Genomic DNA, 26,999 nt, shown 5'->3' on the forward strand with positions numbered 1-26,999 from the left:
TGTCGTTGTCGTTGGCCTGCTACTTCTTTACGCGAACGGTCTTGGTCGAGCGCGTTTCGAGTGTCATCTCGTCCGCTTCGGCCACCCTCGCTTTCAGTCGCACAGTACCGGTCGCCGCGTCGACGACGTCGACCACCTTCGAAAGCAGTTTCGCAGTATCCGCGTTTCCGGAAGCCGACGCGAGCTGCACCGCCCGGCCCAGTTTCGCCGTGGCCCCGTCGAAGTCTCCCGATTTGCGCGCATCGAGCCCCTGCTGGATGACTTGCGCCAGTTCCGCCTGTCCCGTGTAGTGCGCGACCTGGGGATTGATCGAGGTGGACGCCGCCATGTCGTCCGTCCAGACCGCCCGTACGAGGCCCTGCGAAAGGGTCTGCGCCGGGGTGCCGTCCGAGGCGGGCGGCAGGATCAGGGACACCCGCGCCGCCAGCATCTCCTGACCGATGCCGGCCTCCGGAACCCTGACGCACACGTGGTAGTCCCGGGACTCGTCGCCCCAGGAGCCCGTCGGATAGTCCCCGGCGCGCGGTCCGGCCTCCGTGCGGCGGCCGGTCAGGTCGGTGACCGTGGGCGCCACCTGCTTGACGAACATGATCTCGACGCCGACGGGGGTCCAGAGCCGCAGGGCCACGTCCGCGACCTCCTTGCCCATCGCGTTCTCCATCATCCGCGTGAAGTCCGCGGTGAGGCCCGCCGGATCGGCGACGATGTCGGCCGTGCCGAGCAGCGCGGACGCTATCCCTGTGACCTCCTTCACCTCCCAGTCGGTGCCGACACCTCGTGCGTCACAGGTGAAGCGGCCCGCGCAGGACTCCAGGGCGGCCCGCAGGTCCTCGGGGGACTCGTGCTCGTTGCGCCCGTCCGTGAGGACGATCCCGTGCCGGATGTCCACATCGGCGGCCCCCAGCAGCCGGTCCGCCAGCCGGAGCCAGGTCCCGATCGCCGTGCCGCCGCCCGCGCTCAGCCGGCGCAGGGCTTCCTTCGCCTGCGCCTTGGTCCGCGCGTCGGCGGTCGCCAGCTGCCCGTTGCCCGGGTACACGTCCTTGGCCACATGGGTCCCCGCGACGACGGCGAACCGCGTGCCGTCGCGCAGGGTCTCGATGGCCGCCGCCGTCGCGTCGCGGGCGTTGCGCATCTTGGTCGGCGGGTAGTCCATCGAGCCCGAGCAGTCGACCATGAGCACCACCGCGGCGTCCGGTGCGCGCCCCGGTGCGTGCGTGTGTCCGGGCGTCGCATCACCGGGCAGCGGCACGCCGCCGGTCGTACCCCCGCCCGTCGAGGTGACGGTGACGATCGCGTTCACCTCACGCCCGCCTTCGGGCAGGTAGGCGTTCTGGTACACCTCGACGGAGAACTGCGGCACGTTGGACTTCGAGAAGTTGGCCATCTGATCGGCTCCTTGAGGCTCCACATAGGTCAGACGAAGACAGAGGTGCGGACCGCGTTCCGGACGGGGAACGGGCAGGGCGGGCGCGCGAGGAGACGGGACGGGCAGGACGAGGGGGCCGTGGCCCGGCTCAGGCCGATCCTGCCCCTCGGGCCGCCACGGCGAACGGCAGCAGGGCCACTGTTACGTTGTCGTGGCCCCCGCCGTCGAGCGCGTGCCCGACCAGCACCCGGGCGCCGTGCAACGGCCGTTCGTACGCGTCCGCCGGAACGGCCGCGGCCATGTCCGCCGCCGCCTCGGCGTAGTTCCAGAGGCCGTCGGTGCACACGACGACGAGGCCGGGCCGGTCCGGTTTGAACGACGCGGTGTGCGGCTCCAGTTCGTAGGCGTCGGCGCCGAGCCAGCCGGTGATGGCGTGGGCGCGCTCGTCGGCGTACGCCTCCGCCTCGCTCATCAGGCCCGTCGCCACCATCTGCGCGGCCCAGGAGTCGTCCTCCGTGAGCCGGGCGGGCGGGCTGGAGCGGTCCTCGGGAACCCAGTAGACACGGCTGTCGCCGACCCAGCCGACGACGAGCAGGTCACCCGCCGTGATCGCGCCGACCAGGGTGCAGGCCGGGGCGTTCTGATGGCGGTGCTGGTCGTGTTCCATCGCCTGGCCGGGCTCCTGCGCGAGGGAGTTGACGGCCTCGGAAGCGGCCAGGATGGCCTCGTGCAACGCCTGCTGCGGATGCGTGCCGCGCGGCAGCGACTCCAGCAGCGACTCGTTGGCGGCGCTCGCCGCCGCGGCCGACGCCTCGTCGGGGCGGCTCGCGGACGAGACGCCGTCGCACACGATCGCGACGACGGCGGGCGAGCCGTCGGGCAGAGCGGTCGAGGACACCGCGAACGCGTCCTCGTTGCGGTGGTGGCGCAGGCCCCGGTCACTGACCGCGGCCACCGAACCGAGCTCCTGCTCCATGTGGTCCCGCTCGCGCGGCTGGGCGTGGCCGCAGTTCTCGCAGTAGCCGTCCGCGTCCACATGGCCCGAGCGGCACGCCACGCACAGCTTGGCACCGGCCACCGACCCGGCGGCGGAGTGCTCCACCGTACGGGGATCGGGCGCGGCCGGCCCGAAGTCGCCCGAGGCGTCGCCCGACTCGTCCCCGGAGGCGGCCGGGCCGTCCGGTTCGTCGAAGCGGACCGCCGCCGGGGCGGCGGTGGGCAGGGGCGTGCCGCCCGAGTCCACCCCCGGCAGGTCGGCGGGACGGTGCGTGGGGGCCGGCAGATCGGAGCTGTCGGTCTCGGAGGCACGCGGCCACTCCACCTGACCGGCGCCAGGCGCGCCGGCGCTCCGCGCGGGCACCGTGATGGCGACCGTCGGACGGTCGTCCGGCGGCGCGGGCACAGCCGACAGGTCGTACCCGCACGCACCGCAGAACAGGTCGCCCGACTCCAGCGGTTCCTCGCAGCTGGGGCATCCCGGCAAGGAGGCCTGCTGGTGGCTCTGTGACATCTTCACACCCAGGTCCGGGGGCGGAAACGGTTGGCCCGCTCCACCAGTTCGATCCTCTCGTCGCCCCGCTGCGCGAGCCGGGCGAGCATCCGGTACGAGCGTTCCAGGCCGAACCTGAGGCCCCGCTCGTCCAGTTCGCTGCCCAGCACCGCCCTCGGGCCCGCGGCAGCGGGCGAGGCCGGACCGGACGGCTGAGCTGTGGGACTACCGGAGAGTACCCAGTCGAGTGCCGTACCCAGTACCTCGGTCGACAACCGCTCACGCCGCACCGCGTCCAGGCCGAAACCCTTCAGCGCCGTCACCTGGTCGGCGGCGGCCGAGAGATCGTGGATCAACGGCTCCTGCGGGGCCCGCCCGCGCAGCCGGGCCCGCACCGCCGCCACCCGCGCCGCCGTGTAGTGGATCGACGACTCCGGTACGGATTCCAGCGTGCGCACCGACCCGGCCCGGTCGCCCGCGGCGATCTGCACCCGGGCCAGGCCGAAGGCGGCGCTGACGAAGCTGGGATCGGTCGCCCACACCAGCCGGTAGTACTCCGCCGCGTTGTCCAGCTGGCCCAGCACCTCGGCGCAGATGCCCAGCGCCAGCTTCGGAGCGGGCTCACCGGGGAAGGCGTCGTAGACCGCGTCGAACGACAGGGCGGCGTTCTCCTTGTCGCCGGTCACCAGCGAGGTGATCCCGCGATACCAGACGACCCGCCAGTCGTCCGGGTGCTGCGCCTCGACCGCCGTCAGGGCCCGCACCGCGGAGTCGAGGTCGCCCAGCTCCAGACGGGCGCGCAGCTCCCGCAGCCTGGTCTCCAGCGAGGCGGCCGGAACCGAGTGCAGCGCCGAGATCAGCTCCGCCGGCGCCGAGGTCATCACCCCGGCGAGGAACCCGGCGTTGGGATCGTTCGGATCGACCCGGGGGACCGGAAGGGCCAGCGAGGTCGCCCGCGCGTCGAACACGGTGAGCCGGAGGCCGGCCGCCGGGAGCCGCACGGGCTCGGAGAGCGCGGCGCGCGGCGCCGGGACGGCCGGCTGGGGCTGCGCGTACACGGCCCCGCCGCCCCCGGTGCCGCCCCGGACATGGGTGTCGGGCGCGTACACCGGGCCCGCGCCCGCCGGTACGTGCTGCGGGGCCGCGAAGGAAGAGGGCACGGCCGCCACGGCCGCCGGAGCGGGAGAGGGGAGGGCGGCGGCGGAGGCGGCCGTGCGACGGCGGCCGAAGCCTCCCCGCCCGCCCGCCCGGTCCCCGCGCACGCCGAGCAGGGACACCTCGCCCGTCAGCTCCGCGAACAACTCCGTGTCCGTCACACGCAGTTCCGTGCCGAACAGCGTCGAGAGGGCCGGGCGGGGCCGCCCCGTCTGCAGGGCCACCACCTCCCGCAGCACCCCGGTCAGCTGCTCCGCCATCTCCGAGGCCGAAGCGAACCGGCGGGCCGGATCCGGGTCCGTGGCCCGCACGAGCAGCCGGTAGAACGACTCGTATCGCCGGAACACCTCGATGTTGTCCGGGTCGGGCAGCGAGTCCACGAAGACGTTCGTGTACCCCTGGAAGTCGAAGGTGAGCACCGCGAGCGTCCGCGCGACGGTGTAGAGGTCGGAGGCGACGGACGGGCCTGTCTCGGCCACCTCCGGAGCCTGGTAGCCGACGGTGCCGTAGATGGCCGACTCGTCGTCGTCCATCCTGCGCACCGCGCCCATGTCGATGAGCTTGAGCTGGTCCTCGGTCTGTATCGCGTTGTCGACCTTGAAGTCGCAGTACAGCAGATTGCGGCTGTGCAGATGGCCGAGGGCCTCCAGCGCCTCGATGCCGTACGCACACGCCTGCTCGACCGGCAGCGGATCGCGCTTCCCGGCCGGGGTGCGGCGCTCGTTGGCGATCTCCTTGAGCGCCTTCCCGCCGACGTACTCCATCACGATGTAGCCGTCGAGCGAACCGGTGCGCTGGTCCAGGTGCTCCACGAAGTTGTAGATGCGCACGATGTTGGAGTGCTCGATCTCCGCGAGGAAGCGCCGCTCCGAGATGGCCGCGGCCATGGCGTCCTGGTCACCGGTGTCCAGCAGGCCCTTGAGGACCACCCAGCGGTCGGAGACCGCGCGGTCCACCGCGAGATAGACCCAGCCGAGCCCGCCGTGCGCCAGGCAGCCCGCGACCTCGTACTGCCCGTGCACGATGTCGCCGCCGCGCAGCTTGGGCACGAAGGAGTAGGGATGCCCGCACTTGGTGCAGAACCCCTCGGTGCGGCCGGGCCGATCGCCACGCGACCGGCCCACCGGGGCACCGCAGTCGGAGCGCGAGCAGAAGCGCTTCCGCTCAGGCACCTCGGGATTCTCCATGACCGCCGTGTACGGGTCGGGCCGCGGCACGTCGGGCACGAGCACCAGTCCCGCGCCCAGCCTGCCGCGCCCCGAGGCGGCGCTGGTGGACGATCCGGAGGAGCGCACCGACACCGAACGGGACGTGGAACCGCCCGACAGTGAACGCGAGAGCCGCCCGGAGACCGAACGCCGGGACGTCGAGGAGCGGGACGAGGAGCGCGAGGACGGCTGGGAACCGGTGCGCCGGGAGGTGCTGGCGCTGTCCCGCCCACCGGGGGCCCTGCCGCCGCCCGCGATGCCCGTGGGCGGCGAACTCACCATGCCCGTCGGTGACACGACCGGCGCGAGGCCGCAGGTGTCGCAGTACAGCTCACCGCCGCCCATGTCCTCGTAGGCGCCCTCGCACGAGGGGCGCTGGCACTGCGTACTCATGATCTCTCCCCCAGTCCGTCGTGCTCGTCCCGGCGGCGCGGTGTCAGCAGGTCCGCGGCGGCCTGCTGATAGCGCAGCACCGCCTGCCCGGCGACCCGCAGATCGCACGGCGCGCTCCACAGCATCCGGCGGGCGGCGTCGTACCGCTCGATCAGGAGCGGATCCTCCGCCATGCCGTGCCGGGCAACCTTCGCCTTGTACGCGTCCAGCCGGCCGCGCAGTTCCGCACGGACCGCGAGCGGCGCGGTCACCGAGGTCAGCGAGTCCCGGGCGCGCAGCAGTTCGTCCTCGGCCTCCCGCTCCAGCGAGTCAAGCAGCGGCGACAGCCGGTTCCACTGGGCGTGCCTGCGGTACTCCGACGCGGCGGCCAGCCGCTCCTGCAGCGCGGTCGGCGGCCCGCTGACCGCGGGCACCTCGGACGCGGCGATCTTCGCCAGCACCTCACCGCGGGCGGAGCGGGCCTCGGCGAGCGTGCGGTCCGCCCGCGAGAGCACGTCCCGCAGCCGCGCCAGGCGCTGTTCGGCGTCCTGCCGGACCGCGAGCACCGCCTCGACCTCCCGGCGTACGTCCTCGAGGGCCCGGGCCGCCCGGTCGTAGCGCGAGGTGTCGGGGCGTCCCCCGCCGGGCGCCGCGCTTCCGGGGCCGGGCAGCCAGAACGCCAGCGGATCGGAGATCACCTGCACCCGCAGCGTGATCAGCTCCTGGGTGATCGACTCCAGGTCGTCCCCCGCCGGGTGCTCCCCGGGCCGCACGCCGACGGAGTGCGCCAGCGAGCGGGTGCGGCGCAGCTCCGCCGCGAGCAGGTCTATCCGGGCGGGCAGTGCCGACCACACGGAGTCCGCGGCGACGACCATGTCCAGCGAGCCGGCGTACAGGTCGTTCATCCGGGCGACCAGTTCCTCCAGCGTGAACCGCTCGGCGAGCCTGGCCGGACCGCCGGCCGAAGCCCTCGCACCGGCCGGGTTGGCGACCGTCACGCTGTCGCCGCGCAGCAGCTCGGTCAGCGCCGCCAGATCGTCCCTGCTGGGGTGACGGCGCGCGGCACGGATCTCACGAGCCCGGACGAGCGCGCCCGCATAGGCGTCGAAGTACCCCCACAGCAGCGTGATCGACTGCTCGGTCGCGGCCCAGCGTTCCTTGGTGACGCCGGTCAGGTCGGCGCCCTCCAGGAGCCGGCGGCCGGCGTGGTCCTGCAAGGCGAGCAGCGAGGTCTCGATGGCCTCGTGCTCCGCACCGAGCCGGGCCAGCGCACGGTCCGCCTCGTCCCGGTCCATGACCGGGCCGGGGGGCCTCCCCGCGAAGCCGGGGAAGGATCCCGCCACGCCCATCGATCACCTCTCCACTCGTGCCGCCGGGCCTGCGGGCCCGGACAGGTTCAGTTGCTCCGGTACTTGGGCGCCGGGGGACCCTTGATGCCGGGCAGTCCCTCCGCCAGCCACTGCCGGTACGACTTCATCCAAGGACTGTCCGCGCCACCCGCGCGGTATTCGACCAGCACGTGGTTGACCCGGGCCACCAGGTCGTCGGCGCCGAGCTTCGTTGCGACGCCGTAGTACTCGGTGGTGAACGGCTTGTCGCCCTTCAGCTCCACCGAGGGGTCCTGCGCCGCCTGGCCGGCCGCCAGCGCGTTGTCCGTGACCACCGCGTCGACCTCGCCGAGCTGCAGGCGCACCAGGCAGTCCAGCTGGTTGGGGACGGTCAGCTGGTCCTTGTCGCGCTCGGTCCCGTCGTGCTCGTCCTCGAAGACCGCGCCGAAGGAGTTCTCGTGCAGCGCGTCGTACGCCGTCGAGCCCTCGGCCGTGCAGACGCGCTTGCCCTTCAGCGACGCGTCGTAGCCGTCGATCCCGGACTCCTTGGGGGCCAGGACCTGCTGGCCCGCCTGGAAGTACGCCGTGGAGAAGGAGACCTGTTCGAGGCGCTTGCAGTTGATCGTCATCGTGCGCACGACGACGTCGACCCTGTCGTTCTCCAGCGCGGCGATGCGCTGGTTGGTGGGGATGGCGCGGAAGATCACCGCGTCGGGGTCGCCGAGGATGTCCTTCGCGATGGCCCGCACGAGATCGATGTCGAAGCCTTCGAGGGTGCCCGTCTCGGGGTTTCGGTAGCCCCAGCGGAAGCTGTTCTGGTCGACGCCCGCTATCAGCTTCCCGCGCTCCCGGATCTTCGCGATGCTCGGGCCGTCGGCGTCCTGCGGGGGAAGACTCGCCTCCGGGTCCGTGCACTCCTCGGCCACGGCGGGCACCGCGGACGTGGTGCCGTGGCCCGCGCTCAGGCCGCCGAACGTCCCGTCGCCGTGCGCGAGCGGCAGCAGGGTGAGGGAGGCGGTGACGGCACAGGCCACCGCCATGCCCGTCACCCCGCCCCAGCCGCGCAGCCTTCCCCGTGCGGCCCAGCCTTTCGCCCTGGTCATCCCTCGTCCCCTCACCGGTACTCCGAGAGCCTGCGGTTGACCCCGAGGATCGCGGCCACCGCGCCCAGCACGGCGAGGACCGCTGCCCCGGCAGGCAGCCCGCCCAGCGCCCCGCGGCCGTCCCCGGCCGCCGCGTCGAACTCGTCCTGTTCATGGGCGAGCGCCCGCTGCAACGCGGCGTCGACCTGTTCGAAGCACTCACCCGTGGAGTCCTTCGGCCCGATGATCTGCTCCAGCGCGCTCTCGTACTCGCCCCGGTCGTCCGTCGTCCGGGCCTTGCCGTGGCGGTCCTGCCACTCGGACACACCGCGCACGGCCGCCGCCACCGGCTCGCTCCCGCGGGAGTCGTCCGCGAGCCTCTCCGCGCTCTCCAGCTGCGCGCCGAGGGCCTTCATGCCCGTGCTGTAGTCGGTCTCGTACTTGTCCTGCGTGCCGTCCGGGGTGAGTACGGCACCACGGGCGACCAGCGTGAGGTTCTCATTCGCGCGCGCTTTCAGCGAGTTGATCCGAGCCTTGTTCAGGACGTCGAGTGATTCCTGCCCGTGCACCATCGCGCCATGCAGCTCGGCCCTGGCCACCGTGTGTCCCACCGCCAGCCAGAGCAGGACCACCGTGGCCGCGGCCGTCGCCGCGAGCAGCCCGTGGTTGAAGACGCGGTTCGTCCTGCGGTAGTTGCGTCGCTGCGCCCAGACCAGCACCGCCAGCGCCAGGATCCCGGCGCCCAGCGAGAGGAAGGGCCACCGCCGTGCGTCGGCCGAGTCCGTGCCGAGCCGGCCCGTCTCCGCCGCGTACAGCCGCTCGGCCGCCGGGAGCAGCTCGTTCGTCATCTTCTGGTTGGCGTAACGGAGATAGGCCCCGCCGAGCGGCAGTCCCTGCCGGTTGTTGGCCCTGGCACGCTCGACCAGGCCCGTGTACTCGGGGAGCAGCTCGCCCAGCGTCGTGATCTCCCGGTGCGAGGAGGTCGAGGCGTCGGTGCTCGCCGCCGCCCGGACCAGCAGCCGGGAGGCCTCCTTGATGTCCCGTTCGTACCGCGCGTGCACGTCCGCGGGTTCCTGGGCCCCGGCGAGGAAGCCGCTCGCCGCCATCGTGTCCGCGTCGGCGAGCGAGCGGTAGATGCTCGCCGCGTCCGCGCTCAGCGGCTGACTGCGCTCCACCACGTCGTGGGCCGCCGAGGCCCGGGCGGAGATCTCCAGATAGGTGACCGCCCCGAACACCACGACCAGCAACGCCAGAGCCGCGCCGATGAACTGCAGCCTGCCCGGCTCGGTCGTCGCGGCGGCACGGATCCGGTGCACGGCCTCGGACGCGACGGCACGGCGCTGCGCGGGTACGGTCACTGGCGCGGACGGCCGGTCCGGACCGGGCTCCCGCGGCGCGGTCCCGCTCGGCGGGTATGTCACTTGACCTCCCCCTGGGTCACTGACGGCGGCCCCACCCCCCGGCCGACGGGGGACTGGTGCCCGGCCAGAAGTATGGCCGCAGGGAACGGCATTCACCAGGAATACCCCGATCCCGCGTCGTTCCCCGTATTCGATCAGGGCGCGCGCGAGTGATCAAGGCGATCGGCCGGGCCGCTCCCGGTGGACTGATCTCCCCACCATGAACACGTCCGGGGCGACCGATCGGTTCCCGCACACGCGAGGGGCGCCCCGTGCGGTCGATGCCACGGGACGCCCATGTCAGCAGGGTTCAGACGTACTGGGCCCGCAGCCTGTCGTGCGTACGGGGACCGGCACCCGTCCGGTCCAGGCCCAGCAGCGCGGCGCCCAGCACCGGCGGCGCCGAGACGACGCGGACGACCGCCTTCGGGGCGCGTACGGCCAGGAGTTCGGCGATCCTGCTGTCCAGCGCCGGGTGGCGGGCCGCCAGCACGCCGCCGCCCAGCACCACCGGCACCTCCTCCTCCAGCAGGCCGAGCCGGGCCAGCGCGACCGAGGCCATCGCCACGACCTCGTCGCCGAGCCGGTCCACCAGGCCGCGCGCGACCGGGTCGCCGGCCGCTCCGGTGGCGAACAGCACCGGGGTCAGTTCGTGCCGGCGTCCGGGCGGGATGTGCCCCAGGTGCAGTGCCTCGATCAGCGCGTACATCGATTCGAGCCCGAAGTGCCCCGGCAGGGTCCGCGCCAGTTCGGTCGGCTCCCCGCGGCCGTCCTCGGCCCGCGCCGCGAACCACATCGCCTCCTCCGCGAGCCCCGAACCGCCTCCCCAGTCACCGGAGATACGGCCGATCGCGGGGAACCGGGCGGTGGCACCGTCCGGCCGCATGCCGACGCAGTTGATCCCGGCGCCGCACACCACGGCCACCCCGCGGGGCTCGTCCACCCCCGCGCGCAGGATCGCGAACGTGTCGTTGCGCACCTCCACCGTCCGGCCCCAGCCGCGGGCCCGGAGGGCGTCGGCCAACTCGGCCTCCTCGACCGGGAGATCCGCGTTGGCGAGACAGGCCGACACATGCTCGACTCCGGTGACCCCGGCCTGTTCGAGCGCGGGAAGCACCGCCTCCGCCAGCCCGTCCACGGCCACGTCGATCCCGACGACCGGCGGCTGGAAGCCACCACCACGCCCGGCCCCGAGGACCGTGCCGTCGGCGCCGATCACGGCCACGTCGGTCTTGCTGTTGCCCGCGTCGATCGCGAGCACATGTGCGGTCAGGCCCACGCCAGGTGCTCCCGGTTGTGCGCGATCAGCTTGTCGGTGAGTGCTTCCGCGTACTCGAACTGGCCGATCAGGGGGTGGGCGAGCAGAGCCTTGAACACCCGGTCGCGGCCTCCGCGCAGCGCGGCGTCCAGGGCCAGGTCCTCGTAGGCGGTGACATGCCCGATCAGCCCGGCGTACATCGGGTCCAGCGCCGGCACGGCGAGCGGAGCCGCGCCGGAGCCGTCGACCCGGGCCTGCACCTCGATCACCGCGTCGTCCGGCAGGAACGGCAGCGTCCCCTTGTTGTACGTGTTGACCACCTGCACCGCGGAGCCGCCGCCGCCGAGCAGCGAGGACGCCAGGTCCACGGCTGCCTCGGAGTAGAAGGCCCCACCCCGCTTGCCGAGCAGCGCGGGCTTCTCGTCCAGGGCCGGGTCGCCGTACATCTCCAGGAGTTCCTTCTCCATCGCGGCGACCTCGGCGGCACGGGACGGCTTCGTGCCGAGCTCCCTCACCACCTCGTCGTGCGCGTAGAAGTACCGCAGGTAGTACGAGGGGACGACACCGAGCCGGTCCACGATCTGCCGGGGCATGCGCAGGTCGCCGGCGATCGCGTCGCCGTGCTCCGCGAGCAGCTTCGGCAGGACGTCCTCACCGGCCGGGCCGCCCACCCGCACCCCGAGCTCCCACGTCAGGTGGTTCAGCCCCACGTGGTCGAGGTGCACCTCACCGGGCGTCACGTCGAGCAGCGCGGCGAACTTGCGCTGGAAGCCGATCGCCACGTTGCACAGGCCGACCGCCTTGTGCCCGGCCTGGAGCAGCGCCCGGGTGACGATCCCCACGGGGTTGGTGAAGTCGATGATCCAGGCATCGGGATTGGTGCGGCGCACCCGCTCGGCGATGTCGAGGACGACCGGCACCGTGCGCAGCGCCTTGGCCAGACCACCCGCGCCGGTGGTCTCCTGGCCGACGCAGCCGCATTCGAGCGGCCAGGTCTCGTCCTGGTTGCGGGCGGCCTGCCCGCCGACGCGCAGCTGGAGCAGCACCGCGTCGGCGCCGGCGACCCCGGCGTCCAGGTCGGAGGTGGTGACGATCCTGCCCGGGTGGCCCTGCTTGGCGAAGATCCGCCGTGCGAGGCCGCCGACCAGTTCCAGGCGGTCGGCCGCCGGGTCGACGAGCACGAGCTCCTCCACCGGCAGGGTGTCCCGCAGCCGCGCGAATCCGTCGATCAGTTCGGGGGTGTAGGTGGACCCGCCACCAACTACTGCGAGCTTCATGGTTCTCAGCCCTTTACTCCGGTGAGGGTGACGCCTTCTACGAAGGCCTTCTGTGCGAAGAAGAACACGATGACGACCGGCGCCATGACGAGCAGTGTCGCCGCCATCGTCAGGTTCCAGTTGACCGCGTGGGCGCTCTTGAAGGACTCCAGGCCGTAACTCAGGGTCCAGGCGCCCGGATTCTGCGCCGCGTAGATCTGCGGCCCGAAGTAGTCGTTCCAGCAGTAGAAGAACTGGAAGAGTGCCACGGCCGCGATTCCCGGCTTGGCCATCGGGACGACGATCTTGAGCAGGGTGCGGAACTCGCCGCACCCGTCGACCTTCGCCGACTCGATGTACTCCTGCGGAATGGTCAGCAGGAACTGCCGCAGCAGGAAGATCGAGTAGGCGTCGCCGAACGCCATGGGGATGATCAGAGGCCACAGCGAGCCCGAGAGGTGGAACTGCTGGGCCCACACCAGGTACATCGGGATGATGATGACCTGCGGCGGCAGCATCATCGTGGAGATGACGAGGATCATCGCCGTACGCCGGCCACGGAAACGGAACTTGGCCAGGGCGTAGGCGACCGGCACCGACGAGCACACGGTGAACACGGTGCCCAGCAGCGCGTACATCAGCGAGTTGCGCCACCAGTCGAGGAATCCGGGTGTGTGGAAGACCGTCGAGTAGTTCGACCAGTTCCAGGAGCCCGGCCACAGATCGCCGCTCATCGCCTGCTCGTCGCTCATCACGGACGTGAGGAACACGAACACGAAGGGCAGCACGAAGAACAGGGCGAGCGCGACGGCCACCGAGTGGACCGCGATCCAGTTCAGGATCCGCTTACGGCGCTGCCCGGCCGTGCCGGCGCCGCTCGGACGGCTCGGCACGGCGGCGTCCGGCCTGGTGAGAGTGGTGGTGGTCATGTCAGTCCTCCGCCGGGATGAGGCCGACGCTCTTACGCATCAGCAGAAGGGTCACGGCCATGGCGATGGCGAAGAGCACGAGGGAAAGGACGCACGCGGCGCCGGTGTTGAAGTTCTGGAAGCCCAGCGAGTAGACGAGCTGCGGGACCGTCAGGGTGGAGTGGTCCGGATACCCGGGCTGGATCACCGTGCCGGGGCCGATGGAGACGCCCGAGGCGAGCTTCCCCGCGACGAGGGCCTGCGTGTAGTACTGCATCGTCTGCACCACCCCGGTGACGACGGCGAACAGCACGATCGGGGTGATGGCGGGCCAGGTGACGTAGCGGAACTTCGTCCAGGCGCCCGCGCCGTCGAGCTCGGCGGCCTCGTACTGCTCCTTGGGGACGTCCAGCAGCGAGGCCATGAAGATGACCATCAGGTCGCCGATGCCCCACAGGGAGAGCAGGACCAGCGAGGGCTTCGACCAGTTCGGGTCGTTGAACCAGTTCGGCCCGTGCAGGCCGAACCACGACAGCACCTCGTTGACCGGCCCGGTGGACGGGTTGAGGAGGAAGACGAAGGCGACCGTGGCCGCGACGGGCGGGGCCAGGTACGGGATGTAGAAGGCCGTGCGGAACAGCCCGACACCCGACTTGATCTTCGTGATCAGCAGGCCGATGCCGAGGCCGAAGACCACGCGCAGCGCGACCATCACCACGACCAGCCACAGCGTGTTCCACAGGGCCGGGCCGAACAGCGGCATCTGCTCCAGCACGTACCGCCAGTTCCGCAGTCCCACGAAGGTGGGCGCCTTGATCTGGTTGTAGTGCATGAACGAGAAGTAGACGGTCGCGATCAGCGGGTACCCGAAGAAGACGGAGAAGCCGACCAGCCAGGGCGAGAGGAACCCCAGGGTGCGCAGCCGCTCGCGGTTCCGCTTGCGCCGCAGGGGGGAGTTGCGGGGGGCCGGTTCGGTCGCCCGCCCGGCGGACTTCGCCGGGGTGGAGAGGGACAGTGCCATGAATCGGCTCCTCAGCTTTCCGACTGGAGGTTGTCGGCATCGATCTGTTCGTCGAGTTCCTTCAGGGCGCGGTGCAGGTCCTTCGTCCTGCCCGCCTCGACGGACTGCGCGAAGTCACCGAACGAGGTGATGTACTGCCCGCCGTTGTTCGAGGGCGGGACCGCCTGGCTGTGCGGGTTCTGGGCGATCTCGATGAAGGCGCGGAAGGCCGGATCGGCGTCCAGGGCGGGGGATTCGAGTGCCTTGAAGGTGGACGGCACGTTGTGGATCGCGTTGGCGAAGTGGACGACCGGCTCGGTGTCGATCGTCAGGTACCTGACCAGCTCCCAGGCCGCGTTCTGGTGCCGACTGCTGTGCGCGATGCCGGCCACGGTGCCCGTCAGATAGCCGCGCCCGTAGGTGTCCGCCTGGTCGTCGGGGACCGGCAGCGGGGCGACCGCCCAGTCGAAGTCCGCTTTCGCCTCGTCGAGCATCAGCCCGCGCCACTCACCGTCCAGGTGCATGGCGAGCTTGCCGGTCAGGAAGCCGTTCTGGGACGACATCTCGTCACCGAAGCGGGCGCGGAGCCTCTCCATGGCCGCGTAGCCACCTTGCGCGTCCGTGAGTTCGCGCATCGTCGTGAAGAAGTCCACGGTCTTCGGCTCGTCGGCCAGCTTCGCCTTGCCCTCGTCGTCGAAGTACTCGGGCCCCCACTGCGCGAACATCCGGTCGGGGGAGTTCTGGTAGAGCTGGAAGTTCGGCATGAAGCCGGCGCGCTTCAGGGAGCCGTCCTTGTTCTTCTGCGTCAGCTTGACCGCATCGGCCTTCATCTCGGACATGGTGCGCGGCGGCCGGGTGATGCCGGCCGCCTCGAAGGCGTCCTTGTTGTAGTACATACCGAAGGCGTCGGCGAGCAGGGGCGTCGCGCACTGGACGCCCTCGTACCGCGTGTAGTCCAGCAGGGTCTTGGGGAAGACCTTCGCCTTGTCGATACCGCTCTTCTTCATGAAGGGGTCGAGGTCCACCCACATACCGGACGAGCAGTACTGCCCGACGTTGTTGGTGGTGAAGGACGTGACGACGTCGGGTGCGTCGCCGCCGCCCGCACGCAGCGCCTGGTTGATCGTCTCGTCGCTCACGTTGCCGGTGGACACGACGTCGATGTTCGGGTGGAGCTTCTCGAACCGGGCGATGTTCTCGTTGATCGCCTTGACCTCCCCGGGGGCCGACCACCCGTGCCAGAACTTCAGCGTGACGGGCTTCGTGGGGTCGTCGGTGTTGCTGCCGGTACTCGGATTGGCGCAGCCGGACAGCAGCAGCGCGGCTGCGCCGAGCGCCAGGGGCACGCGGGTACGAAAGCGCCAGAGCGCCATAGCGGACTTCCTTTGCGGCGGTACTTCGCGGGGGAAAGAGGAACGGGGGAACGGGGGAACAGAGGGACGGGAGGTGGGGAGTCCTCCGGGTATGGGGGTGCCTTACGCACCGCCCTGTACGGGCGGCGCGGTGGGGCGGGGTGCCGGGCGGGTCAGGCGGTGTCGAAGACGCTGTCGCGGGCCTGGGAGAGTGCCGTCCGCAGCGCGCCGGTCAGGATCGGGTCGCCCTCGATGTCACTGACGCGGAGCAGCGGCCGGGGCAGTGCCAGGCCGGTCATCTCGGCCTCGACCCGCGCGCGGAGTTCCTCCCCGCCGGCCTGGGCGACCCGGCCGGAGAGCACGACCAGTTCGGGATCGACCACGGCGACGACCGAGGCGAGGCCGGTGGCCAGCCTGCGGGCGACCTCGGCCCGCACGGACGCGTCGGCGAGGGCTTCGTCCAGCGGCCTGCCTCCGGCCAGGTCGCGTACGGCGGGGCAGGAGACCTGGCTCTGGAAGCCGCCTCCCGCGTCGGGGCCGGCCCAGTCGGCCGCGCCGCCCCGGGCGAGGGGGGCGCCGGGCAGCGGCATGTAGCCGATCTCCCCCGCGCCGCCGGTCGCGCCGCGCAGGAGGGTGCCGCCCAGGACGATCGCGGCCCCCACGCCCTCGTCGAGGTAGGCGAGCACGAAATGATCATGGTCCTGGGCCGCGCCCTCGTACTGCTCGGCGATCGCCGCGAGGTTCACGTCGTTCTCGATGACGACGGGCCGTCCGACCACTTCGGCGAGGTCGGCGAGCAGGGTGCGGGAGTGCCAGCCGGGCAGATGGGGGGCGTAGCGCAGCTGGCCGGTGTGCGGGTCGATCGCGCCCGGTGTCCCGATCACCACGGAGGAGAGATCGTCGTGGCCGAGACCGGTCGGACGCAGGGCGCCGTCCACGGCCTCGGCGACGAGCTGGGCGGTGCGGTGGCGTACGTCCTCCGCGACGGCCTCGGCCTCCACGCGGCAGGAGCCGGCCACGGCGCCGGTGATGTCGGCGACCACGGCGTCTATGCCGGTGGGCCCGACGGAGAGCGCGGCGACGTGGGCGGCGCCCGGGTCGATCTCGTAGAGCACGGCGTTCGGCCCGGGCCGCCCGCTCTGGCTGCCCGTCGAGCGAACCAGGCCCGCTTCCTCCAGCCTGGCCAGCAGCTGGGAGGCGGTGGGCTTGGAGAGCCCCGTCAGCTCGCCGATGCGCGTGCGGGTGAGGGGCCCCTGGGTGACCAGGAGGTCGAGCGCCGCCCGGTCGTTCATGGCACGCAGAACGCGGGGGGTTCCCGGTGTGGTTCCGGCCATGAGCGGCGCTCGCCTTCTGTTAGGAAACTTTACTGTTGATGAGGAAGGTAGGACTCGCGTCACCGGATCGTCAATGGGGTGGGGCCGCAGATCTACCGAAGCGTTACCTGAGGCCCGCCGCCGCGGCGGGACGAGGGCTTCCGGGCCGGTCGCCACGAGCCGGCACCCGGCGGACGCGGGAACGGGCAGGGCGACGCACGGCAAGGGGCGCCCCGCGGTCTCGCGGGGCGCCCCTTGCCGTGCGTGTGCTACTTGGTCAGGTTGGTGGGCGGCGGGATGGGGGTCGTCGCCAGCGACTGCGGCGACGTCGTCGACGCGTACGCCGACGGGGCCGCCATGGCCGCCGTCGGGTCGGCGGTGGACTCGCCCTCGGTCAGGAGGGGCACGGCGCCGACCATCCGGATACCGGCCGCGTCCAGCGCCTGCTTGATCCGCCAGCGCAGCTCCCGCTCCACGCCGAGCGACTTGCCCGGCATCGTCTTCGCCGTGACGCGCACCGTCATCGAGTCGAGCAGCACGGCGTCCAGGCCGAGGATCTCCACCGGACCCCACAGCCGCTCCGACCAGGGCTCCTCCTTGGTCATGGCCTCGCCGGCCTCGGTGATCGCCGCGCGCACGCGGTCCAGGTCCTCCGTGGGACGGACGGTGACGTCGACACCGGCGGTGGACCAGCCCTGGCTGAGGTTGCCGATCCGCTTCACCTCGCCGTTGCGGACGTACCAGATCTCGCCGTTGTCGCCGCGCAACTTGGTCACCCGCAGGCCCACCTCGATGACCTCGCCGGAGGCGACTCCGGCGTCGACCGTGTCACCGACGCCGTACTGGTCCTCCAGGATCATGAAGACGCCGGAGAGGAAGTCGGTGACCAGGTTGCGCGCACCGAAGCCCAGCGCCACACCGGCGACCCCGGCGGAGGCCAGCAGCGGGGCCAGATTGATCTGGAACGCCCCGAGGATCATCAGCGCCGCCGTACCGAGGATCAGGAACGAGGTGACCGAACGGAGTACGGATCCGATGGCCTCGGAGCGCTGACGACGGCGTTCCGCGTTGACCAGCAGGCCGCCGAGCGCCGTGCCCTCCACCGCCTGGGCGCTGCGGTTCATCCGGTCGATGAGGTTGGTGAGGGCGCGCCGGATCAGGTAGCGCAGCACGATCGCTATCGCGGCGATGAGGATGATGCGCAGACCGGTGTTCAGCCAGGTGGACCAGTTCTCCTCGACCCAGCCCGCGGCGTTCCCGGCCCGCTCGGCGGCTTCGTCCAGCGAACCGGCTGCTCCGGGGGACGGAGCCGCGGCCAACAGGGCGGACAGGGACACGACGGGGACCTCCAGGTGGGGCGACAGCAGACCAACCACAGTAACGAAGCGGGGGGAGTGGTTCGTTGCCGCGGAGCGGGGAGAGACACGTCTCACCCGCCGGTGCGGAGGGTGCGGCTCCGCGTCTGCGGGCCCCGGCCGCCCTGTCGCAGCGGTCGTTCCGGTGTCTCCGGGCGGTGCCCGCGGGGGGTGACGGTGAGAAAAATCCTTCCGGCCCGTTACCCGCACGTGGTGGCGCTCGGACCAGGCATGAGGAGAGACTGAGATCGGATCGTCCCGGCGCGAGCCACGCGCCGCCGGCGTACAAGGAGGCATCCACGTGCCGCACGTCCTGGTTCTCAACGCGTCGTACGAGCCGCTCGGCGTCGTACCGCTCCGCCGCGCACTCGTCCTCGTCCTCGAGAACAAGGCCATCTGCCTCGAGGAGTCCGGTGCCTTCATGCACAGCGCCACCCGTGCTCTGCCGGCGCCCAGTGTCATCCGTCTCAAGCGCTTCGTGCGGGTCCCGTACCGGGGGCCCGTGCCACTCACCCGCCGCGCCCTCTTCGCGAGGGACGGCGGTCGCTGCATGTACTGCGGGGCCGCCGCGACCAGCGTCGACCACGTCATTCCGCGCAGCCGCGGGGGGCAGCACGCCTGGGACAACGTGGTGGCGGCCTGCCGCCGGTGCAACCACGTCAAGGCCGACCGCCACCTGCCCGAGCTTGGCTGGCGGCTGCGCCACCAGCCGGCACCGCCCAGCGGCCTCGCCTGGCGGATCATCGGGACCGGGCACCGGGACCCGCGCTGGCTTCCCTACCTGCAGCCGTTCGGCGCGGACGACGTGATGGCCCGGATCGACGGCGTGTCGGCCTGAGCTGCCGGGCGGCCTTCGCCGCCCGTGCCCCGGACGTTCAGCCCTGGCCGTCGACCGCGTACGCCTCCAGGGACCACAGCGAGTAGCCGTACGGCGTGGCACGGCCGTCGCCCTGGACCCTGATGAAACGGGTGTCCTTCGCGTCCATCCGGACCGACTCGCGCCCGCCACCGCCCTCCCGGACCGTCGCGGCCGTACGCCACGTGCGCCCGTCGGACGACACCTGGACGCGGTAGCGGGAGGCGTAGGCGTCCTGCCACCGCAGGACGACCTGCCCCAGCCGCACCGGCTCGGGCAGCTCGGCCTGCCACCAGGCCCCGTCCTCGGCGGGTGAGGACCAGCGGGTCCCGGGGTCGCCGTCCGAGGCCGCAGCCGCGGGGAAGTCCGGGGTCTCGTCCCCGGAGGAGGACGCCCGGGCGCCGCGCAGCAGATCGGGGCCCGAGGTGGGGGGAAACGCCCGCACGGTCAGCGTGCTCTCCTCGCCGCCGAAGCTCAGCGGGACCTCGTACTCACCCGCCGGGGTGTCCGCCGGCACGGTGATGTCCACCGGTACGTCCGCACGCGAGCCGCGCGCCACCGTGGTCTGCTTCGGCACCTCGACCTCGATGCCCTCGGGCGCCTTCGCCCGCAGCCTGCCCCTGACCTCGGTGGGACGCCCGCCGGCCAGCCGTGCCTCGACCCGCTGCGTACCGCCGCCGATCACGGCGTCCGTCCGGTCGCGTACGAGAGCGAGCCGGGCGGCCGGCTCGTCGCCGAACCACGGGACCAGCGCCCGCACCGACACGGGCGCCCGGTCCGATGTGCCCGTGACACCCGGCGCCGGCGGGCCGACCAGGACCGGGCGGGCGGCCGGGGCCGTGACCCGCAGCGCGTCCGCCCGCAGGCCCTTCACCGCCGTCTGCGTCCATCCGTCCGCCGACAGGGGGCCGAGACGGCGCCAGCCCTCGCCCGGCACGTGTACCTCCAGGACCGCGCCCTTCGTCCCCTCACCCGGCCGCGCGAGCGTGGTCACGGCCTCCAGGGGACGGGCCCGGTCGAGCCGGACCGTGTGGGCGTACGCGTCCCGGCTGACCTTGCCCGCTTCGCGGTCGGTGCCGTTCCAGGCGTCGGCCTCCTTGCGGACCCGGTCCAGGAAGGGGCCGAGAACACCCTTGCCGACCGTGGCCCCGGCCGCCGCGATCTCCTCGCGCAGCGGCTCCAGCGCGAGGAGGGCCTGCCAGGCGGCGGCCCCGTCGCCGCGCTCCTGCGCCCGCAGCAGATCGACCGCTAGCTCACCCGCCCGGCCGTACCGGGCCAGCTGCGCCGTCCACGGCCGCACCTCGTCCTCCAGCCGCCCGCTCGCGGTGGCTTTCAGCCGTTCGGGGGCCTGGCGCATCACCCCGAAGGCTGCCCGCAGCTCCCGCGCCGCCCTGTCGCGGGCCGCCGCGTCCGCGCCCTCAGCGGCCGAACGGGACTTCCAGAACGCGGCCAGCAGCGGCTTCAGGTACGCCGACTCGTCACCGCCCAGCACCGAGGCGGTGCTGTTGCCCGCCAGGGCTTCCAGGGCCGCCCGGGCGGAGGCGTCGCCGCCCGCGAGATCGTCCAGCGCCGCTCGCCAGGACTCCTGCGGCTGGTACCCCTTCGGGTTCCAGGCGAAGTCGGCGGCCGTGAACAGCGGGACGCGGGACGCCGACGCCTGCTCCATCGCGTTGGCGAGCAGCGCCGCCGAGCCGGCGGCCACCGCGGGGTCCCGGCCGGTGTACGGACCGAGGAAGATCCGGTCACGCGCATAGTCGTTGACCGGGTAGTTGTCCATGGTGACCAGGGGATGGCGGAAGGCCGCCCGTGCACCTGCCAGCTCGCGCCCGGTGATGGTCCTCGGCACGACCCCGACGCCGGTCCAGGCCACCTGCACCCGGTCGTCCAGCGCGGTGGCGAGTGCCGTGCGGTAGTCGGTCGCGCCGTCCTGGTAGAACTCGGTCGGCATCACCGTCAGCGGCTCCGAGCCCGGGTGCCGGTCCACGAGATGCCGGGCCACGGCGCTCGCGACCCGGGCCTGCGCCCTGGCCGCCGCCTCCGGGCCGCTGCCGAACATCTCCGCGTCCTGGTCGCAGTGCCATTCGCTGTAGCTGACGTCCTGGAACTGCAGCTGGAAGGACCTGACCCCCAGCGCCCACATCGCGTCGATCTTCCGGGTGAGGGCACGCACGTCCGTGTCCGAGGCCATGCACATCGCCTGCCCCGGGGAGACGGCCCATCCCAGCGTCACGTGCTCGGCCCGGGCCTTCGCGGCCAGCGCGCGGAAGCCGGCCCGCTCGTCGGCGGGGTACGGCTCGCGCCAGCGGCTCTGCCGGTAGGGGTCGTCCCCGGCCGCGTAGAGGTAGCGGTTCTGCTTCGTGCGCCCCATGAAAGCGATCTGGGCGAGCCGCTCCTCCCGGGTCCAGGGCTGTCCGTAGAAGCCCTCGGCCATCCCACGCACCGCGGTGCCCGGCCAGTCGCGGATCACGGCCCCGGAGACCTTGCCCTTCCGCACGAGCTGGCGCAGGGTCTGGACGCCGTGGAACAGGCCGTCCTCGCCGACCCCGTCCAGGGCGACGACCGGTCTGCCGTCCGCCCTGCCCACCGCCAGGCGGTAACCGCCGTCCGGCAGATCCGCCCGATCGGCCGCGCCGAGGGCCCGCAGCGCGCGCCCCGCGTCCGTACCGCCGAGCCGGATCACCGGGCCACCGCCCGGCAGGGCCTCGTGCACCGTGCGTACGCCGGCCTCGCGCAGCAGCGCCCTGAGGCTGTTCACGGCGTACGGATCGGCGCCCGACTCGGCGAGGAGGGTGACCTCGGAGCCCAGGGCGACGGAGTGCCCGGACGCCTTCACGGACTGCGGCCGGGGCCAGACGGCCGGCAGGCCTGACGCGTCGGGACGGTCCTGGGTGGTCGCTGTGGGGTGGACGGGGGCCGCGACGGCGGCCGGCGCCAACGGGCCGAGGAGTCCGCCGATCACCGCGACGGCGAGGGCCGTCGCGTGCCTTCTGCGCCCGAGCTGCACGCCGTACTCCTTCGTCCTGACCTCGCCCGGCAGTGACGTCCGAGCCCACCACCCGGGCGCGGGAGTGTCAATGCGCCTGGTCGTTATGACGGATATGCGCGAGATGTGGGCCGGGTGGCTGAAAAGTGCCCATACCTGGCGAACGAGGGAACCGGATGTGACCCACGGCACGTTGGGCTCGTTGTCATAACGCCTGTGTCACGTCCATGCCTGCCGACGCGCCCTCTGGGTAGGCCTGCTGTGTCCTGTTGTCCACGGCCAGGAGGCCACCTTGCCCGCTTCAGCGCAGCTTCTGCTCTCCGCCCTCTCCAAACAGGTGCCGAACCTCACGGGTCCCGAACCGCTGGCAGGCGGGACGGCCCCGACCCCCACCGCCCCTCCGATGATCAGCGAGCTCCCGCTCGCCGATGTCTCCCACCTGGCCGGTGAACCCGTGTTCGCCGACGCGGCCCCCCTCACCAGCGAGCCTCCGCTCGCCGACGCGACACCCCTCACGAGCGAGCCACCGCTCGCCGCCACCGCCCCTCTGACCAGCGAGCCGACAGCACCCGGCACCGCAGGGGGCATGGAGTCCCCAGGAGTCTGAATGGGCTTGTCCCGGCTCGCCGCACTGCACGGCGTCGCCACCTCCTTCTCCCCGTCCGCGGATGTCACGGTGTCCGTCCCCGACGACACGGTCACGGCCGTGCTCGCCGCCCTGGGCGTCGACGCCGGCACCCCCGTGGAGGTACGGAGATCACTCGCCGCGGCCGAATCGGCGGCGGCCTCCCGACTGCTCCCGCCGACGGTGGTGGCCTGGTCCGGGGAGCCGCTGCCGGCCGCGCTGGGCGAGCTGCCGCCCGGCACGGTCCTGACGATCGACCTCGAACCCGGCACCACCGAAGCGCCCTCGCCCCTGAGCCTGCGGGTGAAGTCCGCCCCGGCCGCGAGCCCGCCCGGCAGCACCGCCTGGTGGACCGAACCACCCCTGGGCGTCCACCGGCTCACCGTCCGCACCCCGGACCACCGGCAGGCCACCGCCACACTCGTCGTCGCTCCCGACCGCGTACCCCAGCCGCCCGGCCGCACGCACGGATTCCTCGTCCAGCTCTACTCGCTGCTCTCCGCCCGCTCCTGGGGCATGGGCGACCTCGCGGACCTGGCCGACCTCGCCGCATGGTCCGGGCGTGCCCTCGGGGCCGGCTTCGTCCAGGTCAACCCGCTGCACGCCGCCGTGCCCGGCAGCCCCACCGACCCCTCCCCGTACCGCCCCTCCTCCCGGCGCTTCCCCGACCCGATCCATCTGCACATCGAGTCGATCCCCGAGTACGGACACGTCGACGAGCCCGGCAGGACCGTCCTGGACGATCTGCGCCAGCAGGCCGCCGCGCTGCGCGAGGCCGTGCTGAACAAGGGCGCGCTGATCGACCGGGACGCCGTCTGGGAGCTCAAGAAGCAGGCGCTGGAGATCGTCCACCAGGTCCCCCTGACCCCCGGCCGCCGCGCCGCCTACTGCGACTTCCTCGCCGCCCAGGGGCAGGCGCTGGAGGACCACGCCCTGTGGTGCGCACTGGCCGAGGTGCATGGCACCCAGTGGCGCACCTGGCCCGAGGGCCTGCGTGACCCGCGCTCCCCGCAGAGTGGCCGTGCCCGCGCCGGGCTCCTGGACCGCGTCGACTTCCACTGCAGGCTCGCCTGGCTGACGGACACCCAGCTCGCCACCGCCCAGGCCGCCGCGCGTGAGTCCGGGATGGCCGTCGGCATCGTCCACGACCTCGCCGTCGGCGTCCATCCCGACGGCGCCGACGCCTGGGCCCAGCAGGACGCCTTCGCGCAGGGCATGTCCGTCGGCGCGCCCCCCGACGCCTTCAACGCCCACGGCCAGGACTGGGGGCTGCCCCCCTGGCGCCCCGACGCCCTGGCGGCATCGGGTTACGCCCCCTACCGGCACCTGCTGCGCGGTCTCCTCGCCCACGCCGGGGCTCTGCGCATCGACCATGTCATGGGCCTCTTCCGGCTGTGGTGGGTGCCCGAGGGCCGCCCGCCCACCGAAGGCGCGTACGTCTCCCACGACGCCGAGGCGATGCTCGCCGTCCTGGTCCTCGAAGCCCACCGGGCCGGTGCCGTCGTCATAGGGGAGGACCTCGGCACCGTCGAGCCCGGTGTGCGCGAGGCACTCGCGCGGCGGGGGGTTCTGGGTACCTCCGTGCTCTGGTTCGAGCGCGACTGGGGCGGCACGGGCCGCCCGCTCGCCCCCGAGCGGTGGCGCCGGGACTGCGTGGCCACGGCGACCACCCACGACCTGCCCTCCACCGCCGCCCGGCTGACGGGCGACCATGTGACGCTCCGCCACCGCCTCGGCCTGCTCGCCCGCGAGCTGGAGCAGGAACTCGCCCAGGACGCCGCGGACACCGCGGAATGGCTGGGCTACCTGGCCCGGCTGGGGCTGCTGCCCGAGGGGGAGGGCGACGAGGAGGCGGCCGTGCGCGCCGTCCACAGGTTCCTGCTGCGCACTCCGGCCCGGATGGTGGGGGTCTGGCTCCCGGACACCGTGGGCGACCGCCGCCCGCAGAATCTGCCCGGCACCTGGGACCAGTACCCCAACTGGCGTCTGCCCGTCGCCGATGCGGACGGCCATCCCGTCACCCTGGAGGAGATCGCGGCCTCACCCCGGCTGCACCGGCTCATGGACGTCCTCGTGCGCCGGGCGGACGCCGCGGGCGGCGCAGCCGCTCCGGAGGGCCCCAGGGCCCGTACGGCACCCCCGGACGCGCGTCCCTCGTAGGCGTTCGCTACGTTTGCACCGTGGACAAGAAGAACGCTATGCGCGCCGGCGCCGTCGCGGCCGGTACGACGCTGATGATGCTGCTCATGTCGTCCCCGGCGCTCGCGCTCACCCGCGACGACGGTGACGACCCGGGTCCGGGGCTGAGTGTGCTGGAGACCCTCGGCCTCTACGTCGCCCTGCCGATCGTCCTGTTCGTGGTGATCGCCGGTCTCGTCATGGTCCTCGACAAGTCCAAGAAGCAGGCCTAGGACGTCTCCCGAGTGCGCCGCCGGTACGCAGTACCGCGCGGCGCACCGGCATGTCCGGACGCGAGTAGGTTTCGGCCATGACCGAGTGGGACGTCAGGAAACTCCGCATCCTGCGCACCTTGCGTGACCGGGGCACGGTCACCGCGACGGCCGAGGCGCTCCTCATGACGCCGTCGGCCGTCTCCCAGCAGCTCACCAATCTGGCCGGACAGCTCGGCGTACCGCTGCTGGAGCCTCAGGGCCGCCGGGTCCGGCTCACCGACGCCGCGCACCTCGTGCTGCGCCACGCCGAGGCCGTCTTCGCGCAACTGGAGCGGGCCGACGCCGATCTGGCCGGCTATCTGCGGGGTGAGTCGGGCCAGGTGCGGGTCGGTGCCTTCTCGACGGCCGTGTCCGCCCTCGTCGTACCCGCCGTGCGGATCCTGGCGGCCGAGGACCGGCCGGGGCCCCAGGTGCGGGTACGGGAGGCGGAGGCCGCCGAGGCCTACGAGCTGCTGTCGGCCGGGGAGGTGGACCTGGCGCTCTCCCTCGCCGCGCACGCCCCGACGGCCCGGGACCCCCGCTTCACCCTGCTGCCGCTCCTGGCCGACCCGCTCGACGTGGCCCTGCCCGCCGGGCACCGCCTCGCCGGCGCGCCCGCCCTGCGCCTGGCGGACCTCTCCCGTGAAGCCTGGATCTTCGGCGGATCCGGCCCCTGGTCGGAGATCACCACCGCCGCCTGCGAGGCGGCCGGCTTCGTGCCGGAGCAGGCGCACAGCGCCGCCGGCTGGACCACGATCCTCGTCATGGTCCGCGCGGGCATGGGCGTCGCGCTTGTCCCCCGAATGGTCTCGGCCTCCGACCGGCCCCGCGACGGCGTGGTGATGCGGATCCTGGAGGCCGACCGGCCGTACCGCCACGTCGTGGCCGCCGTACGGCAGGGCGCGGAAGACGGTCCTGCGACCGCCCGGGTCCTGGCGGCGCTCCGGCTGGCGGCGGAGCGGTCCGTCCAGCAGGGTAAGTCCGTTCAGCAGACCGTTCAGCAGAACTGAACGGATCGTGCGAAAACTTTCGATGGACCTGATGGGTGGTGCGCCAGCACAGTGGACGCATGCCCACCGACACGAAGCACCCGGAGCCCTCTTCCACCGACCCGCACGCCAACGACGCGGCGCCGTACGGCGGCGGTGACCCGTACGCCGACTACCGCGCGGGCGACTTCCCCTTCACCGAGCTCGTCGACCTCGCCGACCGCCGCCTCGGCGCGGGCGTGATCGCGGCCAACGACGAGTTCTTCGCCGAGCGCGAGAACCTCCTGCTCCGCGAGCCGGCCGTCTTCGACCCCGAGCGCTTCGGTCACAAGGGCAAGGTCATGGACGGCTGGGAGACCCGCCGCCGCCGGGGTGCCGACGCGGGCCACCCCTTCCCCGCCCCCGAGGACCACGACTGGGCGATCGTCCGGCTCGGCACGCCCGGGATCGTCCGCGGCATCGTCGTCGACACCGCCCACTTCCGCGGCAACTACCCGCAGAGGGTCTCCGTGCAGGCGACGTCCGTGGAAGGCGCACCCGGGCCGGAGGAGCTCCTCGCCGACGACGTGAAGTGGGAGGAACTGGTTCCGCCGTCCCCCGTACGCGGCCACGCCGCCAACGGCTTCGAGGTCACGGGGGGCCGCCGCTACACCCACATCCGCGTCTGCCAGCACCCCGACGGCGGCATCGCCCGTCTCCGCGTCCACGGCGAGGTCGTACCCGATCCCGCCTGGCTCGCGGCGCTGGGCACGATCGACCTGATCTCGATCCTGAACGGCGGCACGTACGAGGACGCCTCGGACCGCTTCTACTCCTCGCCGGCCCAGATCATCCTGCCCGGTACCTCCCGGAAGATGGACGACGGCTGGGAGAACCGCCGCCGCAGGGTCCGCGACACGAACGACTGGGTCCGCTTCCGGCTGCCCGCACAGGGAGCGGTCCGCGCCGTCGAGATCGACACCGCCTACCTCAAGGGGAACGCGGCCGGCTGGATCAGCCTGCACGGCCGCGACGGGGACACCGGCGAGTGGTTCGAGATCATCCCCCGCACCAGGCTCCAGCCGGACACCCCGCACCGCTTCGTCCTGGACACCGAGGCCGTGGTCACCCACGTCCGCCTGGACGCCTACCCCGACGGCGGGGTGGCCCGGATGCGTCTGCACGGTTCCCTGACGGAGGCCGGTACGGCCGAACTGACCCGCCGCCACGAGGCCTCGGCCTCGTAACCACAGCTCCCGCCCGGCGGACGGCTGCGCGACAGCGCCTGCCCGC

At 72.5% G+C, this 26,999-nt stretch carries 20 protein-coding genes; 6 read left to right on the forward strand and 14 right to left on the reverse strand.

The features are described from left to right. Positions 1–19 precede the first annotated feature (19 nt). The 13 genes from ABZY45_RS01750 to ABZY45_RS01810 form a co-directional block, all read right to left on the reverse strand. Positions 20–1,384, reverse strand: coding sequence for a VWA domain-containing protein (locus tag ABZY45_RS01750; protein WP_356735035.1), 1,365 nt, complete (start codon positions 1,382–1,384; stop codon positions 20–22). 130 nt (positions 1,385–1,514) lie between these two features. Further along, positions 1,515–2,876 (reverse strand): protein phosphatase 2C domain-containing protein, encoded by a 1,362-nt coding sequence (locus tag ABZY45_RS01755; RefSeq protein ID WP_356735037.1) that lies wholly within the window; start codon positions 2,874–2,876, stop codon positions 1,515–1,517. A 2-nt stretch (positions 2,877–2,878) separates the two neighbouring features. After that, positions 2,879–5,611, reverse strand: coding sequence for a tetratricopeptide repeat protein (locus ABZY45_RS01760; protein ID WP_356735039.1), 2,733 nt, complete (start codon positions 5,609–5,611; stop codon positions 2,879–2,881). Continuing rightward, entirely contained in the window at positions 5,608–6,939 is a 1,332-nt protein-coding gene (locus ABZY45_RS01765; protein ID WP_356735041.1) for a hypothetical protein, read from the reverse strand. Before ABZY45_RS01765 ends, ABZY45_RS01760 begins: the two co-directional genes overlap by 4 nt. 47 nt (positions 6,940–6,986) lie before the next feature. Next, the gene (locus ABZY45_RS01770) at positions 6,987–8,021 is read right to left on the reverse strand and encodes a glutamate ABC transporter substrate-binding protein (RefSeq protein ID WP_356735043.1); all 1,035 of its coding nucleotides are present in this window, start codon (positions 8,019–8,021) and stop codon (positions 6,987–6,989) included. Positions 8,022–8,032: 11 nt separating this feature from the next. Then, positions 8,033–9,421, reverse strand: coding sequence for a hypothetical protein (locus ABZY45_RS01775; protein ID WP_356735045.1), 1,389 nt, complete (start codon positions 9,419–9,421; stop codon positions 8,033–8,035). A gap of 289 nt (positions 9,422–9,710) precedes the next feature. Then, positions 9,711–10,679, reverse strand: a complete 969-nt coding sequence (locus tag ABZY45_RS01780; protein ID WP_356735047.1) for a BadF/BadG/BcrA/BcrD ATPase family protein — start codon at positions 10,677–10,679, stop codon at positions 9,711–9,713. Further along, a complete protein-coding gene (locus tag ABZY45_RS01785) occupies positions 10,670–11,935 on the reverse strand; it encodes a 6-phospho-beta-glucosidase (protein WP_356735049.1) in 1,266 nt (421 codons plus the stop codon). Before ABZY45_RS01785 ends, ABZY45_RS01780 begins: the two co-directional genes overlap by 10 nt. A 5-nt stretch (positions 11,936–11,940) precedes the next feature. Continuing rightward, positions 11,941–12,843, reverse strand: a complete 903-nt coding sequence (locus ABZY45_RS01790; RefSeq protein ID WP_356735051.1) for a carbohydrate ABC transporter permease — start codon at positions 12,841–12,843, stop codon at positions 11,941–11,943. A gap of 1 nt (position 12,844) precedes the next feature. Continuing rightward, on the reverse strand, positions 12,845–13,843 hold the full coding sequence (locus ABZY45_RS01795; protein WP_356735053.1) for a sugar ABC transporter permease: 999 nt from the start codon (positions 13,841–13,843) through the stop codon (positions 12,845–12,847). A gap of 11 nt (positions 13,844–13,854) precedes the next feature. Further along, entirely contained in the window at positions 13,855–15,195 is a 1,341-nt protein-coding gene (locus ABZY45_RS01800) for an ABC transporter substrate-binding protein (protein ID WP_356735055.1), read from the reverse strand. A 152-nt stretch (positions 15,196–15,347) separates the two neighbouring features. Further along, positions 15,348–16,508, reverse strand: a complete 1,161-nt coding sequence (locus ABZY45_RS01805) for an ROK family transcriptional regulator (protein WP_356735057.1) — start codon at positions 16,506–16,508, stop codon at positions 15,348–15,350. Between the two features lie 248 nt (positions 16,509–16,756). Next, a complete protein-coding gene (locus ABZY45_RS01810) occupies positions 16,757–17,824 on the reverse strand; it encodes a mechanosensitive ion channel family protein (RefSeq protein WP_356735059.1) in 1,068 nt (355 codons plus the stop codon). Between the two features lie 319 nt (positions 17,825–18,143). On the opposite strand from ABZY45_RS01810, the gene ABZY45_RS01815 reads away from it, so the two are divergent. Further along, on the forward strand, positions 18,144–18,680 hold the full coding sequence (locus tag ABZY45_RS01815; RefSeq protein WP_145801502.1) for an HNH endonuclease: 537 nt from the start codon (positions 18,144–18,146) through the stop codon (positions 18,678–18,680). Between the two features lie 37 nt (positions 18,681–18,717). On the opposite strand, the gene ABZY45_RS01820 is transcribed toward ABZY45_RS01815, so the two are convergent. Beyond that, positions 18,718–21,702 (reverse strand): beta-N-acetylglucosaminidase domain-containing protein, encoded by a 2,985-nt coding sequence (locus tag ABZY45_RS01820; RefSeq protein WP_356735061.1) that lies wholly within the window; start codon positions 21,700–21,702, stop codon positions 18,718–18,720. 271 nt (positions 21,703–21,973) lie between these two features. Here ABZY45_RS01820 and ABZY45_RS01825 point away from each other — a divergent pair, with 271 nt between their 5' ends. From ABZY45_RS01825 to alc, 5 genes are all read left to right on the forward strand, one after another. Continuing rightward, a complete protein-coding gene (locus ABZY45_RS01825; protein WP_356735063.1) occupies positions 21,974–22,288 on the forward strand; it encodes a hypothetical protein in 315 nt (104 codons plus the stop codon). After that, positions 22,289–24,466: a 4-alpha-glucanotransferase gene (gene malQ / locus ABZY45_RS01830; RefSeq protein WP_356735065.1), complete on the forward strand. Its 2,178-nt coding sequence runs from the start codon at positions 22,289–22,291 to the stop codon at positions 24,464–24,466. A 38-nt stretch (positions 24,467–24,504) separates the two neighbouring features. Next, positions 24,505–24,717, forward strand: coding sequence for a hypothetical protein (locus ABZY45_RS01835; protein ID WP_356736544.1), 213 nt, complete (start codon positions 24,505–24,507; stop codon positions 24,715–24,717). Positions 24,718–24,794: 77 nt separating this feature from the next. Then, a complete protein-coding gene (locus ABZY45_RS01840) occupies positions 24,795–25,748 on the forward strand; it encodes a LysR substrate-binding domain-containing protein (protein WP_356735067.1) in 954 nt (317 codons plus the stop codon). A 59-nt stretch (positions 25,749–25,807) separates the two neighbouring features. Continuing rightward, positions 25,808–26,953: an allantoicase gene (gene alc, locus ABZY45_RS01845; RefSeq protein WP_356735069.1), complete on the forward strand. Its 1,146-nt coding sequence runs from the start codon at positions 25,808–25,810 to the stop codon at positions 26,951–26,953. Positions 26,954–26,999: the final 46 nt, after the last annotated feature.

Source organism: Streptomyces sp. NPDC006516 (assembly GCF_040611875.1).
Lineage (GTDB): Bacteria > Actinomycetota > Actinomycetes > Streptomycetales > Streptomycetaceae > Streptomyces.